Genomic DNA, 16859 nt, shown 5'->3' on the forward strand with positions numbered 1-16859 from the left:
CAGATTTTTCTGCTAATCGAGGCTGAAACGTGCAGAAATTGGCCTGAAAAGTGGTCAGGCCAATTTAGAGACAACGCCGGTGACTGTCAAGCGATGCGGGCTAGAACCCTTCCACCTGATGCACCTGTTTCCAGATCAGGCCGGGGAAGAGACGGCGCATGATAGCGCCAATTTTGGAATCGCGAGTCGGGAAGACGAAGAATTTGCCCTTCTTCAGGCATTCCTCCACGGCTTCTATCACGATGCGCGGGGCAATCGGGGTACCCTGGCTCTCCAGCATTTTTGGCCAGGCCGTATCTTTGCCCTGTTGCAGCAGCGGCGTGGCAACAGCGGGCGGGCACACACAGGCAAAGCGCACGCCGGAGTTCATATTCTCGTGGTACAGGGTCTCAGTAAAAGCCACCACGGCAAACTTGGACGCAGTGTAGGCGCCGGTCAGTAGCATCGGAATAATCCCCGCCATGGACGCAAAACTGACGAAATCCCCACGACCGCGCTGCAGCATACCGGGCAGCACTGCCTGCGTGATATTGACCAGACCGCCGTAGTTGATTGCCATCTGCTTGTGGATGATGGCGTTGTCCTGCTCCACCAGTTTGCCAAACGGCATTATCGCGGCGCAGTTGTAGAGGCGTTCTACCGGGCCGAGTTTCTCCTCCACCTCGCGCACGGCGGCACACACGGCCTCGAAATCGGTCATATCGACGGCCCAGCTATGAATACTGTCGAATGTACCGACGGTTTCCGCCATCCCCGCGGAATTTACATCGAACAGCGCTACCGCGGCACCCTCCGTCGCAAAAAGCCGGGCCGCCTCGCGCCCCATCCCGCTGCCACCACCGGTAATTAATACAACTTTTCCTGGATCTGCCACGACGGTTTCACTCCCTCTTATTAATGGTGGCAGCGATTATAGCGCCGACGACGACGGTAACAGCACGGTGCCAGCAATTGCCAGCCGCTGGTTTAACAACGCGGCCCGCTGATGCAGCCCGCAGTATCAGCGCTGGTCTGCGGACGACGCAGTGGGGCTGTACCACACGGGCGATGTCCAGGCACGCTCCTGCACAATGGGGCGATGCTCTGCTGAACAGCATCCCTCATAACCCTCGGTGATGGTGGCGGGACGCGCACAGTCGACGCCAGCAGCAGCACACATGCGCTGGCTCCAGCGGCAGGTTGGGTTTTCTACCGCACGGGAGTAATAATAGGCCCGCTGATTGGGATCGAAATCCCTGTCTTCCCAGACCGCGCACAATTCGGCGAAGCCACTGCCACTGGTGGCGCAGGTCTGCAGATCGACAGACGCACCGTTGTCGGGGTTTCCGGCCACATCAATCACCTGCTCGTGGCGTTCACCATCGGCATCCACCCAGCCCTTGATCACCTGAAGGCGCTGCAGCGGCGTACCCGGGTCCGAGGGCGTACCCGCATCCTGACTGGCAGCGACGAGGAAGGTCGGCCGCTGCTGCGCGTCCGGCCTGTCGGACAGCATTGAGCCCATGGGGACACCATCGGCATAACCGCGCGCTATGCGATCGGGCGCGCCGCACAGGTCTGCGGGAAAACCCCAACCGGCAAAGAAGCGGCTGGTGATACGCGGCCCACTGGTGCCGTAGGTTTCACGCCGCTGCATGGCATCAAACAGCGCATCGCGGCTGTTCTCATGCGCCCACAGCACCGCCAGACCACCTGGGTTGTACTCCAGCTCATCGGGCAGGCCGGGCGGAACTTCCTTCTCAGCGGAAACACCGGCACCACCGTGACCGAGGAACAGGTCTTCGCGTGCCGCCCCCGGCGTGCCGAGGTGAGTATCCGTGCTGGCGATAACACCGAGCCGGTAGGGATTGACGCCAAGCGTGTTTTCGATTGCCAGCCCATCCGCAAGCACCTTGCGCACAAAACCGGTATCCGGTGTTGGCGGCTCATTGAAGCCGGCGATATTGTCCTTGGGCAACTGCTCGAAAGCACACAGTTCATCCTCTGTGACGCCCGCCTGAAAAAAACATTCCGACGAACCCTTGTGCTGCATGATCTCAACCAACGGTTCGAAGCGTGCTCGCGCTGAGGCATACGCTTTGGTCATCGGCCCGCCGTCGTCCGTCAGGCCGCTGAACATCGAGCCAGCGCTGTAATTGGAGTTGTGCGGAATCACCAGCGATTCGCAGGTATTTCCCGCGCCGTTACAATTCTGTTCCAGCGACTCCCACAACAAATGCGCCGCCGGCGCATCGATAAAACTGGTGGGCAACTCCGGCACCTCGGCATTGCGGAATACGATATTGCGGTGCAGGTTTCCGCCGTTGGAACCGTTCATTCCCGTCCATTCGTAACCGACAAAGGTAGTGAACTCGCAATCTGCGCTGCGATCATAATAGCGCTCTGCAGCCTCCTGCATTTCCTGCCAGGGGAGTAAGGCCGCCTCCAGGCAGCGCTCGCCGTTCTCACCACACTGGCCCATATGTGCCTGCTCCATAGTCGCCATATAGTTGAACAGGTAGAACGCCCCGCGCGACCAGTGCCGATAAAAGATACACTGCCAGGATTTGTAACCTTCATACTCCGGGGTATTGCACATATAGACCTCGCCGATCAGTTCGGCGTGGTCCGACACCATCGCAAAATCCAGTGGTCGCGACAATTGTAGGGAGCGCAGCGCTTCACCGGATTCCGTCCACGGCTGAATGGGAATACGCTCGCCGCGAGCGAACTGATACGCCTGTGCGGGCGTTGTACGGGTGCCCTGTGTACTGGCATCGAGCGAATAGCGTGTGTGTACATGCAGGTCGCCAAAGAAGGCCTGCTTCAACGGTGCCCGGGTGGCACAGGGCTCACGCGTCTCCGAGTAAGACTGCACCGGTTCTACCGCTGACACAGCGGTCAACTCCGCTGTTGCAGCGCCCTCAGCGGCTGTATGGCTATCTTCCTGCGTAGCGATATCCACCGTCTCGACGACTGCGGCGCCATCCGTTCCACTCTGCACATCGAGGACACTTTCCGCTTCTTCCGTTTCGATAGTGTTCTTTGCGTCAACGGTGCTGGCGCTCCCGGCCACCCCGCTGGCCCCGGGCTCCGCAAGCGCTGCCACGGCGAATACCAACAGGCAGCCAAACAGGGCCGCCATCGCGCGGCGCCAACGACCAGACCGCATGCTTTCGGATTGAACCATTTTATGGACCTTCGACAATTTCACTCTCCTCCCAACCGTAGCGCACCGCCCTGGCTTCTATCGCACTGCCTTCTTTCACATCGATCGATCCGGTATAAAGCAGCCAATCACCATAATCGATGCGGTACTCAAGCGAATGCCCCTGCGCAGCTGGCAACACCTGTAGCGATCCCCCACTGAATACTATTGTTGGTGCCGGAGTAACGCGGCGCTTTCCACCCGCCTCGAACCGGTCGACCATAGTGGCCTCAGGTTCTTCGCTCCAATCACCAACGCGCGTCAGCCAGCTGTCCATCGCCCCGCGCATACGCCGCAACACTTGCCGGTATTGCGGATCGCCACTCACATCGAGCACTTCGAATGGATCCAGCGCCAGATCAAACAGGCGCTCTTCGCCGGGCGGTTCGTACCACTGTCGCTGTGGCGTATTCAACTGTCCGGCACCGTACATCGCCCGCATTTCGCGCACCATGTCGACGTTGTCCCGAAACGCCAGATCAGTGCCCCCCGGGACATCCGGATACCAGCTACGAATATACTTGTAACGCCCATCCCTGACAGCCCTTTGGCGATCCATCACGGCATCAATCCTGTCCCGGGATGCATAAATATACTCATTCGGTTCAGCATTTTTCTGCATGAAATCACGCCCGTGCATATTGGCGGGCACCGGCACATCGGCCAGCGACAGAATCGTGGGGCCCAGATCGACAAAGCTGATAAGGCGCTCTTCCACGGCTCCGGGTTTCAGGCCGTAGGGATAAAACGCCGCTGGCCAGCGGACAATCATCGGCACCTTGATGCCTGAATCGAACAGTTCGCGCTTGGCGCGGGGCAGGCCATCGCCATGATCGGTTGTCCAGATCACAATGGTCGAGTCGGCCAGGCCTGCGCGCTCAAGTTGCGCCAGAATCGCACCGACCTCCTCATCCATATACGCAATATTGTTGTAATGCCGGGCCATGTCCTCACGCACAGACTGCGTATCGGGGTAATAGGGAGGCACGACAACATCCTGCGGCTTCACCACCTCTGTCACCGGCCTGTCCAGGCTGTACCAGCGCATTAACTGCATCAGGAAATGGGTCGCGCTGTTGGGCATATTGCCCAGCGGGGGGAATATGCCGCTTTCATGGGTCACCATAAAACTGATAAAGCCAAAAAAAGGCTGCCCTGGCGTGCGCTTATCCCAGTCGGATGCGGCTCCACCCTCAAGGTCCCAGATGGTGGAAGGCCCGCTGTGCGGAAAAACAGTGCTGAACTGGTAGTCCAGTTTGTGATCCGTGTAGGTGTAGTATCCAGCGGCCCGCAGTAATTCCGGGTAGGCCTTGGCTCCGTCGGGCGGCACCGAGTAATAGCTGCCCTCGGGGCGGGTGCTGCTGCGCATGTGCTGTGTGCCGGTTGATATCTGGTGCATGCCGAGGATATGCGCGGCGCGGCTGGGCGCGCACACACCGGCTGTGGTGAATGTATTGGTGTAGCGCACTCCCTGCGCAGCGAGCGTATCGAGGTGAGGCGTGACTGCCACAGGGTCTCCAAATGCGCCGACCCTGCTACTCATATCCTCCGCCATCAACAGCAAAATATTGGGTCGCTGCGGCACAGCCTGTGCTCCCGCGAGATGCGTAAACAGGAAGATGGAAGAAAGCGCCAGCGCTCGTATTATTGACATCCGCGACACTCCACAGGGGCTGCTATACCCGCTTACGAAGCGCTTCTTCGAAGCATCAAAATGACAGCGAAAAATTATTCTGTTGGTTGGCATTCGCATTTGTGCAATACCCTAACGTCATTTCCGGAAAATGTCTTGCTTGCGTGGCTGTGTCCAACCCGCCCTGTCGCTGGCCTGCTTGCGCCGCCGACAGGACCAGTCCCACCGCCCGGCCTGCAGCGTGACACCGCTGATATCGTCAGAACAAACCGGGTGTTGCTATACTGCGCTCCAGCGGTCGCGATGGAGACAAACAATGAGAGAAGCCCCCATACAGATTCACCACTTCAGCCTCAGCGCACCCATGGAGGTGCTGGATCAGGTGGTGGCGTTCTACAGTAATGCACTGGGCCTGGAAAAAGGCTTCAGACCTGATTTTGGCATCGGTGGATACTGGTTGTACTCGGGCGACCACCCCATCCTTCACCTGGTAGAGGACCCGGGCAGAGAGGGCGAGAAATCCGGGTATTTCGACCATATTGCACTGCGTTGCGACGATCTTCACGGCACCCGAGCGCGCCTCGACCAACACAGTATTCCCTATAGTGAACTCGAAGTCGCCGATACCGGGCAGTGGCAACTCTTTCTGACAGACCCCGCTGGCACCACGGTGGAACTGAATTTTCAATTCGACAAAAAAACTGCCTAAGGAGCAGACAATGGATTCACATTCTCCAACATTAACGGGCCAATGTTTTTGCGGCGCAATCGCCTACGCCATAGCAGGCCGCGTGTTCGATGCGCGCTCCTGCCACTGCTCCAAATGCAGGAAGGCGTTCAGTTCGCAGGCCTCGTCCTATGCACTCGTCGAGCCCGGCACGTTTTCATGGACGCGCGGGCAAGACCTCCTGACACGCTATGAAAGCGAACCCGGATTCGGCCTTGCGTTCTGCAGCCGCTGTGGATCGACTCTGTGTGGCCTGCACAACGACCAGGTGCACGGCATAACGTTGGGCTGCCTGAACGGCGATCCCGGTATTGAAATTGAACGGCACATATTTGTCGCGTCAAAGGCTAGCTGGGAAGTGATTCCGGATTCTGTTGTTCAATACGCCGAAGGTTCCCCTGTAGAGGGCTGACTGCCACCTCATCACAACCACTTCATCAACTGCTCAATACCCCGAATGAAAGGCCCGTGGTACCACGGCACCTCTGGGTCGTTCTCGGGCACCTGATACTGTGCGCGTAATTTCGCCAGACGCTGCTGCAAATCCGCGGTGACTTCGTCGTATCCCGGTCGGCCGTACAGATTTACCTGATCGCCCGGGTCCGTCACCAGATCGAACAATTCCCACTCGTCGTTCTGGTAGTAGTACACCAGTTTGTAGCGATCGGTACGCACACCGTAGTGGCGGGCCACGCCATGAAAACCTGGGTTTTCGTAGAAGTGGTAATACAGATCGCGCCGCCACGGCTGCGGATGCGCCTCAAACAGCGGCAACAGGCTGACACCGTGCATCGGTTTCTCCGGCTTTACACCGGCGGCGGCCAGCAGTGTGGGCGCAAAGTCGATATTCTGCACCAGCGCATCGGAGGTCGTGCCGGGTTCGATATGCCCCTGCCATTCCACCAGCAACGGCACCTGCGAGGACACCTCATCCATCCAGCGCTTGTCAAACCAGCCATTTTCACCGAGGAAAAAGCCCTGATCGGAGCTGTACAGAACGATGGTATTTTCCATCAGGCCATTGGACTCAAGGTAATCCAGCAGGCGGCCGATCTGCCGATCCATACTCTGCACCGAGGCCGCGTAGGTCTTGATGTAGCGCTGGTATTTCCAACGCAGCTCTTCCTCTGCACTGAGATCGGCCTCCTCGAACTGCCGATTGCCCTGTGCAAAAGCCGCTTCCCACAAGGCCTCCTGCTCCGGTGTCAGGTCAAACGCCTGACTGAGCTTCACATCGCCGTCGGTCATATAATCTTCGATGCGCATGCGCGCTTCGCGACGCGCCCGGGTCAGCCCATCGAGGTTTCGCAGCAGCGTGTCAGGCTCCTCGAACCTGGCATCTTCATCCCAGTTGCGTAATTCTACCGGCCCCGGCAGCCAGTCGCGGTGCGGCGTCTTGTGGTTGTAGAGCAGAAAGAATGGGCTTCCATCGCGCTTCGCCGTGTCCAGCCATGCAATGGATTTGTCTGTCACCAGATCCGCTACGTATCCGGTCGTCTCCTCGACGCCCGCGGGACTCCTGAACGACGGGTTATAGTAGGTGCCCTGCTCCATCACATTGTCTATCACGTCCCAGTGATCAAATCCCACCGGATCGCTGTACAGATGCCATTTACCGATGACCGCCGTTTGGTAGCCCGATGCCTGTAGCAAGCTCGACAGCGTCTGCTGTTCACCGTCGAATGGTCCGGACCACTCATTACTGTAGAAGCCGTTAGCGTGACTGTGCAGCCCGGTAAGCAGTGTCGCACGGCTGGGACCGCAAATTGCATTACCGACATAGGCCCGGTCGAAGCGCATGCCACCGGCGGCAATGCGGTCGATGTTCGGCGTCTCTAAAAGGCTGTCGCCATAAGCACTAACCGCTCTTACGGCATGATCGTCAGAGAAGATAAAGACGATGTTGGGGCGCTCGGCTGCGCCGCTGGATACGCTGCCAAGCATTGCCACCAATGCCGCATTGACCCGGATCATGCCGTGCATACGATCTTTAGGCATAGTGTTATTCCGTCTGTTTGTTATTGATCTGTCTGCGCGCCTTCTACCTGCCGACAAGCGGCACGGATGTGACAGGGCACTGCGCACATCCTCATTGTGGACCTTCGGCCCGTAAAGTTTACAGGCTCTCCGACTTTGTCTGATAGTAGCGCGCTTTTATGCCGCCAAAGTAGGCGGAAATACTGGATATTTGAATACGCCAAGCTGCTGCATACTTGGCTTTTTCTGCTATTCTGATTGCACTGTTACTACCGAGTCCCAATGCTCAGGCAAACAGCACAGACCAGGGAGCTATCGTCACTATGGCAAAACAAGCGGACATTGGCCCGATAGAGCAAGCCGCTATCCTGTGTTACCGATCATACGTTGATATGAGCGTCGATGAGGCGGGCATGCAAGCCGTTTTTGAAGTGTTCGGATCGCCGTTGAGTCAGCAACAGATCCGGCATGTGCTGACACGCTCTCGCCAGAGCGACAGTTTTGATCGGTTGCAATCCGGCATCATCAGCCAATGGCAACACCGTTTTGATAGCCAGCAGGGGCTGGGTGAGAGCGATGCGCAGACTTTCCTGCAGGAACTGTTTGCATCCTTCGATCACAACCTGCTGTTCGAGTACGGCGTCAGCGCCAGCAGCACGGTGATAGAGCGCGGCACGGTCAGTGACAGCTGGGCCAGTTATGACGGCACTATGCCCTGCTGGACTGTGCACCTGACAACCAAAGGCAAGGCACTGTACCTCAATGACAACTTTGAACTGAATGCGGGCCCTGGCGACGTCCTGCTGTTTCGTCCGGAGGCGAAATTCCACTGCGGACTCTCTCCAGGTGCGCGGCGCTGGGAGCATTGCTGGGCGTTATTCCAGCCAAAGCAGCATTGGGACGACATTCTGGATTGGCAACGATTGGATACCGGCATCCTTCACGTAACTCTGGCAGCAAAGGACTCGCTGGCCCGAATTCAGCGCGCTTTTCAGGAACTGCTGGAGCTCAATAAAGAACCGGGGCCAATGCAGTCGGATCTGCAGTACAACAAGCTGGAAGAGCTGCTCATACGCGCCAAAGGGCAGAGCGCCGCGCCGGAAGATGCCATCGACAAACGCATCCAGAAAGCCTGTGACTACATGCGGTGCAATATCGAAAGCGGGTTCCGCCTGAACGAGGTGGCAGTTGCATGCAATCTGTCGACCTCACGTTTCGCACACTTGTTCAGGGAACAGATGGGTATCAGCCCCAAATGCTGGAGCAACAATGTGCGCGTGCAACAGGCGCGCAAGTTGCTGCTCACCGACAACGAAGATATCAACTGCATCGCCAGAAAGGTTGGCTACGACGATCCCGCGCAATTCAGCAGGTACTTCAAAAAAAGTATCGGTTGCAGTCCGCGCGAGTTCCGCAAGGCATTCTCCACGAACACCTGATCCACCGCGCGCTTCAGGGTCGGCAAGCAGTGGCTGGCGCAGGATAACCACCACCGCGAGAATAGCAGAAAAAGCCAATTATTCAGCAGATTGGCGCATGTATTTGTCCCGCGCTACAGCCTACTTTAACCGCAGCACAGACGCACCAGCAGCACAACCAAGGCGCGTCGCAGCATAACAATAAGCATTTCAGCGAGAAACCATAATGAAAACAGTCGCACGGCAGGCATTGCTCTATACCGCAGCTATTTTACTCATCAACAGCGCTATCAGCGCAGCGGCAGATGAAGCTCCTCTGCGTCTGGAGGAAGTAATCGTTACCGCGACGAAACGCGCCTCGAATCTGCAGGATGTGCCGATTGCCGTGACGGCGCTGTCCGGACAGGACCTGGTCAACGCACTGGTGGGCAGCTCGGAGGACCTGACCCAGCTGGTGCCATCGCTGAACCTGAACAAGGGCGACAACCCTCGCCAGACCTCCTTCAGCATTCGCGGTATCGGCACGGTAACGTTCAGCTCCGGGATAGAACCCAGTGTCTCAACGATGCTGGACGGCGTGGTGATGGGACAGACAGGCATGGCCTTCGCGCAGTTGGTAGATATGCAGCGGGTAGAGGTACTGCGCGGCCCACAGGGCACACTGTTCGGCAAAAATGCGTCCGGGGGGGTCGTGCATTTTATCACCCGCGACCCCACCGATGAGTTTGAAGCGGAAGTGCGAGGCTACGCCACCGAAGATGAGGAGTACCGCTCCAGCTTTACCATTTCGGACAGCATTGCAGAGAACCTCGGCGGCCGGCTAACAGGATACTTCAACAAGGACGAAGGCTGGATCGAAAATGTCTATGACGGCGACTCCGTAAATGACTCTGACGACTGGGGTGTGCGCGGAAAACTGTTGTGGCAACCCACTGATACCCTGCAGCTCAAATGGAGCAGTGATTACAGCGAATACAAGTCCCATTGCTGCGTGCTGGCGCTGCGCTCTATGGATCCCTACCCCGCGCAACCACCAAACAATCAGGCAGAGGTGGACGAGATACTCGCGCAACTGGCCCCGGTAGTGCCCGGTGACGAGAACCGCAAGGTCAACCTGAATGGCGACCTCACCACAGATACAGACGCCTCGGGTCACTCGCTGGAGGCAAACTGGGATCTGGGCGAGCACACGGTCACGTCGATCAGCGCCTACCGCGACTGGTCGCAGAACTCTCGCGGTGACGTCGATCAGCTGCCAATCGATTCGCTCGGCTTCAGACAGGGCGGCAAGTCCAAACAACATCAGTACTCACAGGAACTGCGGCTCACCTCGCCGGCTGACCAGTTCATCTCCTACGTGGTCGGCCTGTACTATTTTGACCAGACCATCGATCGAAAGTTTGACCGCTCTTTCGACATCACCGGCAGCAACCGCACGGAAGCTGTCGCCGACTTTTCCGTCGACTCACTCAATTACGCGGTCTTCGGCGAGGCCGTCACCCACCTGTATGAGGGCTGGCGTTTGGTCACCGGCCTGCGCTGGACCCACGACGATCTCAAATTTGATTTTGAACGCACCGGCTCCACGCTGGGCGCCAATCCACAGGAGTACTTCAAACGCGACACTGACGAGAGCAAGTGGACTGGAAAGGTGGCATTGGAATGGGATATCACCGACACGGCAATGACCTATCTCAGCTATGCACAGGGCTACAAGGGCCCGGCATTCAACGTCGGCTTCGGCTCGACACAGGACAACACTGACCCCGTCGACCCCGAAACCAGCCATGCCTACGAACTCGGCCTCAAGTCCACATGGTTTGACGACCGCCTGATACTCAACGTCGCAATATTTCACACCAAGTTCGACGATTTCCAGGCCAGCGCGTCTGAGTTCACCCCGAAGCTGGACGACAATGGCAACCCGGTGGATGATGACGGCGACGGTCAGGACGACGGTGTTTTCAGTTTTGTACTGGCCAACGTCGGCAAGGTGGAGACACAGGGCGTGGAGGTGGACTTCACAGCACTGCCGCTGGCAAATCTCACAGTGTCAGGGGGTATGGCCTACGTGGATGGACAGATCAACGAGTTCGAAGGTGCGGGTTGTTCCTTTGGCCAATCGTTTCGCGGCGTGGGTTACAAAGGGCAGACCAGCTGCGCTGACAGCCCGGCGACCCAGAATCTCAGCGGTGGCGACCTGCCGTCCACACCGAAGTGGAAATTCACGCTCGCCGCCAGCTACCTGATCCCGCTGCCGACCATGCCGTTTGACCTGTCATTCAACGGAAACTACCGCTATCAGGACGATGTGCAATTCCGTATCGAACAGGATGTCAACACCACCGAGGATGCCTACGGTATTCTCGACCTGTCGCTAGTGGCGCTGGACCATAAGGAGCACTATACAGTGACCTTGTTTACCAAGAACGTCTTCGATGAATGGCATGTCTCGACAATAGCCTCATTACCTGCCAACTTCACGCCCAATGGCTATGCCCAACAGGTACCGCGCTACGCCGAGCGCACCTTCGGGGTTGAAGTGCGCTACCTCTGGTAACCGCAACAGCACTGCAGTTATGCGTTTCACCATGCAGCTACGGGTTTACCATATGCCGGTTGGGTTGGACGCGCCGTGCAATGCCGCAGACAGATCGGCCTTGCCCGCGCGTGTTATCCTTGCAAAAATGAAGCGTTGAAGGATAAACAGCAACCGGGTTGCACTGTGACGCGGTTTAATAATAATTGACACAGGACGCACCATGCACTTCGCCAGAATCTCGCGCTACTTAGGCGCACTACTTTTCGCAGCCCCATTTTCAACCGCACAGGCGCAACAGTTGGAAGAAGTCGTCGTCACTGCGCAGAAACGCTCAGAGAGCCTGCAGGATGTGGCGATTTCCATCGCAGTGGTCAGCGGCACTGAACTGGCCAACCTGAACAAAACACAGATTGCCGATCTATCGCGCCTGGTGCCGGGCTTTACGTTCTCAGAAGGCACCAGCGATGCTGGCCGCAATATTCAAATTCGCGGCATAGGAACCAATAGCTTCAGCCGCTCCGTCGATCTGTCTGTAGGCACGGTGGTCGACAATGTTGCCTCAGGCAGCTTGTCTGGATCAGTGCTGGATTTCAGCGATGTCGAACGTGTGGAAGTGTTGCGCGGCCCACAGGGTATGTTGTTCGGTAAGAATGCCAGTGCTGGCCTACTCAACATCACTACCTACGGTCCCACAGAAGAATTCGCGACAGGGTTTCGCGCCAGCTACGGCAGTAACGATCTGGTGAATCTTTACGGCTACGCATCCGGCCCGATTATTGAGGACACTCTGCTGGGGCGGATTTCCATGTACAGCAACACCATGGACCCGATTATCGATAACGAGTACCCCGGCGGCGATGATTTCAACGACCGTGACGAATGGGGCGCTCGCGGTAAGTTGCGCTGGTTGATCAGCGAAGACCTTGATGCGCAAATCGCTTACACCCATATCAAGCGTGATCATACCTGCTGCGTGGCCGCGCTGCGCCAGGTTGCAGCCGGCAGCGTGGTCGCACGCGAGGGTGGGCCGGTGGGGCCGAAGAACGACAAGGTCGTGGACAATGACACCTCGGAGGGCAGTACCAAGGTCGACATTTTCAGCCTGGAGTTAAACTACTCCCTTGACGACTACGTGCTGACCTCTATCACTGCGTATACCAATGAGAATGTATACGGTGCCGCTCGCGCGGATGACTACACCCGCACAGCACTGCCATTGAACGACAGCAATGAAAAGTACGAGCAATACACGCAGGAACTGCGCCTGACATCGCCCGGTGACGGCCCCATCACATACGTTGCCGGTCTGTACTATTTCTACAAAAAAATTGACCGGAACTTTGACCGCTACATCGACCTGTACGGCATTGACCAAGCCCCGGCCGGCGCCCTTTCCCTGATCAACAACAGTAAAAACGACAGTGAAAGCTTTGCCGCATTCGGACAGGCAACATGGCATATCACTGATCACAGCAGGCTATCTCTAGGGGCGCGATACAACTTCGACCAGTTGCACCACAAGCAGGTTGTCAGCTCCTTTCCCGGCACGTTGCCGGAGGCGCCGGCTGGCTCGGTAGATGAAAAGGACAAGGACGATGCCGGCTCCTGGCGAATAATGGTGGAACACGATATCGCTGCAGACGCCATGGTCTACGCTAGTTATACCAAAGGCTATAAAGGCCCCGGCTCCAATTCCCTGCCCTCCGGGCCGAGCAGCGGCGAGGATGTGTTTGTCGACCCGGAGATCCCCAAGAGTTACGAGGTTGGCCTAAAGTCGCAATGGTTTGACAATCGCCTCCGTGTCAATGCCGCCGCCTATTACAGTACCTTTAAGGATTTTCAAGCATCGGCACAGGTTCCGGATGCGTTCCCGCCCATTTTTTTCCTGACCAATGCAGGGGAGCTGGAAACCAAGGGCGTCGAACTCGAGATTAATGCGCAGGTGACGGAGAATATTTCACTGCAAGGGTCACTGGCATACACCGATGCGACATTCTCGGATTGGCCGGATGCACCCTGTTATGCGCGCCAGACTGAGGCCGAAGGCTGTGTCAATGGCACCCAGGATCTCTCCGGCGGCGAGCTGCCCAACTCACCAAAATGGTCGACTTACCTCGCTGGCACTTATTACGTCCCCATTCCCTCTATGCCCTTTGACGGCTTCGCCAGCCTGAACTTTTTCTACCGCGACGAGGTGCAGTTCAGTACCTCCAACAACCCACTGCTAGTTGGCGACCCCTACAATACCTTCGACCTGTACACCGGTGTTGCCGCACGCAATGGGCGCTACCGCGTACAGTTCTACGTACAGAACCTGTTTGATCAATTTTACGTGGCAAGTATCGGCGGCCAGGAAATCGTCGGCGTCGAGGCAGCGCAGATTCTCCCCTACACCTATAAGAGGCGCTTTGGCGTCTCGGTACAAATGGACTGGTAGTCCGACGCCTTAGTGCAATCGCTCACGCGACTGGAACGCCCGCTGCAAACGCGGGCGTGCAACGCCGGCGGATTGGCCCCTAGTGTAGTTTCAATCTGGGTTTTACGATGTGGTTGAGCTTGTCGGCGATCACCAGCAAGGAGGCCCTGAACCATCCGTGCAACGCAACCTGATGCATTCGGTAGAGCGAAATATACACCATTCGAGCCAGCCAACCGCGTACATTCAGACTCTGTCCCTTACCTAAATTCCCCATCAAAACACCGACCGCCGTGTACCGGCTCAACGACACCAATGAGCCATGATCCCGGTACTTGAAAGCCTTCAGCGGCTTACCTTTGAGGCCGCGAACAATATTTTTCCCCGCCAGACTCGCCATCTGGTGCGCCGATTGCGCTCGTGGCGGCACCCAACGGCCATCACCGAGATCATAGCCGGCACAATCGCCGATGGCGTAAATGCTCTCATCGGAAGTAGTTTGCAACGTGGGCTTCACCAGAATCTGGTTGATACGATTGGTCTCCAGACCCTCGATATCGGCGATAAAATCCGGCACTTTCACACCCGCTGCCCAGAGCATCATATCGGCGGGCACAGTATCGCCATCGGCGGTGATAAACGCTTTTTTCTCAGCTCTGGCAACGTGGGTATTCAAGCGGATATCCGCACCCAGCTTTACCAGTTCGGAGCGCACCGCCTCTGAAACATTTTCTGCCAGCGCCGGTACCAGCCGCGGACCCGCCTCCAGCAGTGTGACGCGCAAATGCGCATTGGTCACACGCTTCAGGCCGTAGAGTGAAAACAACTGCTGGGCGTTAAAGAGTTCCGCAGACAGCTCAACGCCGGTAGCACCACCGCCCACAATCGCTATATTCAGGGTTCTTGTGGGCTCATCAATTAACTTGCGATTGAGCTGAATGAAGTGATTGACCAGTTGCTTGTGAAACCGCTCCGCCTGTTTGGGCCCTTCCAGGAACTGCGCGAATTCGGCTACGCCGGGCGTACCGAAATCATTGCATCCGCTGCCGATGGCAATCACCAATTGATCATACGTTTCACGACGCTGGGGTAGCACCTCAAAACCGTCGTCGTCGAACACCGGCGCCAGCTCTATACATCGATTGGCCCTATCGACACTGCTGAAGTACCCCAGTTTGAAGACGAAGCCGTGAGCAGTCGCATGGGCGCGATAGCTCAGGGCATCCACCTCGGCGTCGAGACTGCCCGCAGCGACCTCGTGTAACAGCGGCTTCCATAAATGGGTCTGGTTCTGATCGATCAGTACGATTTCAGCCAGGCCTTTACGACCCAATTTTTGGCCCAGGTAGGTCGCCAGTTCCAGGCCCCCTGCACCGCCGCCAACAATTACAATCTTCATAACTTCGAGCATTCTCCGATACAGTCTCTCTGCTAGACCACGACAAAAACAACTCGCCGTGGTGCCGCGCAGGCGTTGCAACCATTCGCCCCACGACGCGCAAGGAGCGCTTATGGAACACACAAATGGTGTGTGCTAGTGTACTACTGTCGGCATGGAGCCGTGATTTCTCGTAAGTGACAAAATTACAAATTTCAACAGGGACAGTTTATTGAGCGCGATTAATCCGAATACTCTGGCGAGAGCGGATCACTACCCACGTTGGGTCGCGAGTATCCGCTTCGGGCCTGCGCTTGCCATCTCGCTTATCGCAGGTGGTAGCATCCGCCTGCTCTACATCCTGCTGGTATTCGGTGCCACTGACCCCGTGCTAGGGGGCGACGGGCTGTCATATCACCTCGATGCGCTCAGACTGGCAGACGGACTCGGCTACACATCCGCCATGTGGGATGTCGGAGCGCAAACCGCACATCATCCCCCCGCCTGGGTAACCTTACTTGGCGGTGTATCTGCACTGGGCTTCGATACAATACATGAACACCAACTGCTGGGGGTGCTCATTGGCATGCTGGTCATCGTGGTCAGTGCAGTGATCGCGCGCCTGTTCTTTGGCGACCCTGCCGGCGTTGCGGCCGGTGCCATTGCAGCGGTCTATCCGGGCTTCTGGGTACTGGATGCACAAATCCTGTCGGAACCACTGGCACTGGTATTGCTGGGTGCATCTATTATTGCATTCTACCGTTTTTCCAAGGCGCCAAACGTGCGGCATGCAATTGCGGTAGGCTTTTTTGTCGGCCTGACAACGCTCACCCGGCCTGAGCAGATAGCACTGCTGGTTTTGCTCATACCCATATTGTGGCGCGCGGCACAGCTCAGTCATGCACGTCGTGCGTTGCTGGCCCTGCTGACATTCGCCATCGTTGCCCTGCTTATTGCGCCCTGGGCAATATTCAACGCCAAGCGGTTTGAAGTGCCTGTGTTCATGTCGACCAATATGGGCACGGGGCTGCTTATTGGTAACTGCCCACTAACTTTCGAAGGCAAGAATAAGGGTTTCTTCCACATGGGCTGCCTGAAGTTCGCGAAGAAGCCGGCCGACATAAAAGACCGCGCGGTGAAGGATCACCTGCACCGCGATGCCGCTATCGTCCAAATACGCAAAAACCTCGACAAACTGCCACTGACGATAGTCGCGCGCTACGGCCGCGCTTTCGGTCTGTATCGACCGCGGCACACAGTGGCTGAGGTCGCGAAATGGCATGGCACAGCCACCTGGCCGGTGTGGTCCTGGGTCGTTTCCTTCTGGTTTGTCGCTGCACTGGCCATCGTTGGTGCTACCGCCGCCATCCGCGCAAGAATCGATATATCACCACTGGCGATATCCATACTCGTGATGCTGGGGGTATTGGGTGTGTTCTACGGTGAGCCGCGCTATCACACCATGGCCGATCTGAGCCTGGTGGTACTGGCAGGGTTCGGCCTGGTAACCCTGACCCAGTGGATATGGGGTGCCAACGTAGCGCGGCCGCCACCAGTCACGGACGGTTGAAGCGCGTGTCC

General features: G+C 57.2%; 11 protein-coding genes. 6 read left to right on the forward strand and 5 right to left on the reverse strand.

Going from position 1 to position 16859, the window contains the following annotated elements:
* Positions 1 to 100: 100 nt before the first annotated feature.
* From AC0L6S_RS12190 to AC0L6S_RS12200, 3 genes are all read right to left on the reverse strand, one after another.
* Positions 101 to 874, reverse strand: a complete 774-nt coding sequence (locus AC0L6S_RS12190; protein WP_473424250.1) for an SDR family NAD(P)-dependent oxidoreductase — start codon at positions 872 to 874, stop codon at positions 101 to 103.
* Positions 875 to 1000: 126 nt separating this feature from the next.
* A complete protein-coding gene (locus AC0L6S_RS12195) occupies positions 1001 to 3169 on the reverse strand; it encodes a DUF3604 domain-containing protein (protein ID WP_473424251.1) in 2169 nt (722 codons plus the stop codon).
* 1 nt (position 3170) lies between these two features.
* Positions 3171 to 4841: a sulfatase family protein gene (locus AC0L6S_RS12200; protein ID WP_473424252.1), complete on the reverse strand. Its 1671-nt coding sequence runs from the start codon at positions 4839 to 4841 to the stop codon at positions 3171 to 3173.
* Positions 4842 to 5136: 295 nt separating this feature from the next.
* On the opposite strand from AC0L6S_RS12200, the gene AC0L6S_RS12205 reads away from it, so the two are divergent.
* Both AC0L6S_RS12205 and AC0L6S_RS12210 read left to right on the forward strand, forming a co-directional pair.
* Complete coding sequence (locus AC0L6S_RS12205; RefSeq protein ID WP_473424253.1) at positions 5137 to 5529, forward strand: VOC family protein; 393 nt, start codon at positions 5137 to 5139, stop codon at positions 5527 to 5529.
* A gap of 10 nt (positions 5530 to 5539) precedes the next feature.
* The gene (locus tag AC0L6S_RS12210) at positions 5540 to 5959 is read left to right on the forward strand and encodes a GFA family protein (RefSeq protein ID WP_473424254.1); all 420 of its coding nucleotides are present in this window, start codon (positions 5540 to 5542) and stop codon (positions 5957 to 5959) included.
* Between the two features lie 11 nt (positions 5960 to 5970).
* Here the strand turns inward: AC0L6S_RS12210 and AC0L6S_RS12215 are convergent, their stop codons facing one another.
* Positions 5971 to 7545, reverse strand: a complete 1575-nt coding sequence (locus tag AC0L6S_RS12215; RefSeq protein WP_473424255.1) for a sulfatase family protein — start codon at positions 7543 to 7545, stop codon at positions 5971 to 5973.
* A gap of 302 nt (positions 7546 to 7847) precedes the next feature.
* Here AC0L6S_RS12215 and araC point away from each other — a divergent pair, with 302 nt between their 5' ends.
* The 3 genes from araC to AC0L6S_RS12230 all read left to right on the forward strand — a co-directional run bounded on the left by araC (position 7848) and on the right by AC0L6S_RS12230 (position 13921).
* On the forward strand, positions 7848 to 8963 hold the full coding sequence (gene araC, locus AC0L6S_RS12220) for an arabinose operon transcriptional regulator AraC (protein ID WP_473424256.1): 1116 nt from the start codon (positions 7848 to 7850) through the stop codon (positions 8961 to 8963).
* Between the two features lie 205 nt (positions 8964 to 9168).
* Positions 9169 to 11502, forward strand: coding sequence for a TonB-dependent receptor (locus AC0L6S_RS12225; RefSeq protein WP_473424257.1), 2334 nt, complete (start codon positions 9169 to 9171; stop codon positions 11500 to 11502).
* Between the two features lie 202 nt (positions 11503 to 11704).
* Positions 11705 to 13921: a TonB-dependent receptor gene (locus AC0L6S_RS12230; RefSeq protein WP_473424258.1), complete on the forward strand. Its 2217-nt coding sequence runs from the start codon at positions 11705 to 11707 to the stop codon at positions 13919 to 13921.
* Positions 13922 to 14000: 79 nt separating this feature from the next.
* On the opposite strand, the gene AC0L6S_RS12235 is transcribed toward AC0L6S_RS12230, so the two are convergent.
* Positions 14001 to 15299, reverse strand: a complete 1299-nt coding sequence (locus AC0L6S_RS12235; protein ID WP_473424259.1) for an NAD(P)/FAD-dependent oxidoreductase — start codon at positions 15297 to 15299, stop codon at positions 14001 to 14003.
* A 211-nt stretch (positions 15300 to 15510) separates the two neighbouring features.
* Between AC0L6S_RS12235 and AC0L6S_RS12240 the strand changes: the two genes are divergently transcribed.
* The gene (locus AC0L6S_RS12240; RefSeq protein WP_473424260.1) at positions 15511 to 16848 is read left to right on the forward strand and encodes a glycosyltransferase family 39 protein; all 1338 of its coding nucleotides are present in this window, start codon (positions 15511 to 15513) and stop codon (positions 16846 to 16848) included.
* The last annotated feature ends 11 nt before the right edge of the window (positions 16849 to 16859 follow it).

The organism is Halioglobus sp. D3-4 (assembly GCF_055809315.1).

What these genes read in the sequence shown, in the direction of transcription:
- AC0L6S_RS12195 (WP_473424251.1), bottom strand. Translation starts at nt 3,169, where the DNA reads ATGGTTCAATCCGAAAGCATGCGGTCTGGTCGTTGGCGCCGCGCGATG.
- AC0L6S_RS12200 (WP_473424252.1), bottom strand. Translation starts at nt 4,841, where the DNA reads ATGTCAATAATACGAGCGCTGGCGCTTTCTTCCATCTTCCTGTTTACG.
- AC0L6S_RS12205 (WP_473424253.1), top strand. Translation starts at nt 5,137, where the DNA reads ATGAGAGAAGCCCCCATACAGATTCACCACTTCAGCCTCAGCGCACCC.
- AC0L6S_RS12210 (WP_473424254.1), top strand. Translation starts at nt 5,540, where the DNA reads ATGGATTCACATTCTCCAACATTAACGGGCCAATGTTTTTGCGGCGCA.
- AC0L6S_RS12215 (WP_473424255.1), bottom strand. Translation starts at nt 7,545, where the DNA reads ATGCCTAAAGATCGTATGCACGGCATGATCCGGGTCAATGCGGCATTG.
- araC (WP_473424256.1), top strand. Translation starts at nt 7,848, where the DNA reads ATGGCAAAACAAGCGGACATTGGCCCGATAGAGCAAGCCGCTATCCTG.
- AC0L6S_RS12225 (WP_473424257.1), top strand. Translation starts at nt 9,169, where the DNA reads ATGAAAACAGTCGCACGGCAGGCATTGCTCTATACCGCAGCTATTTTA.
- AC0L6S_RS12230 (WP_473424258.1), top strand. Translation starts at nt 11,705, where the DNA reads ATGCACTTCGCCAGAATCTCGCGCTACTTAGGCGCACTACTTTTCGCA.
- AC0L6S_RS12235 (WP_473424259.1), bottom strand. Translation starts at nt 15,299, where the DNA reads ATGAAGATTGTAATTGTTGGCGGCGGTGCAGGGGGCCTGGAACTGGCG.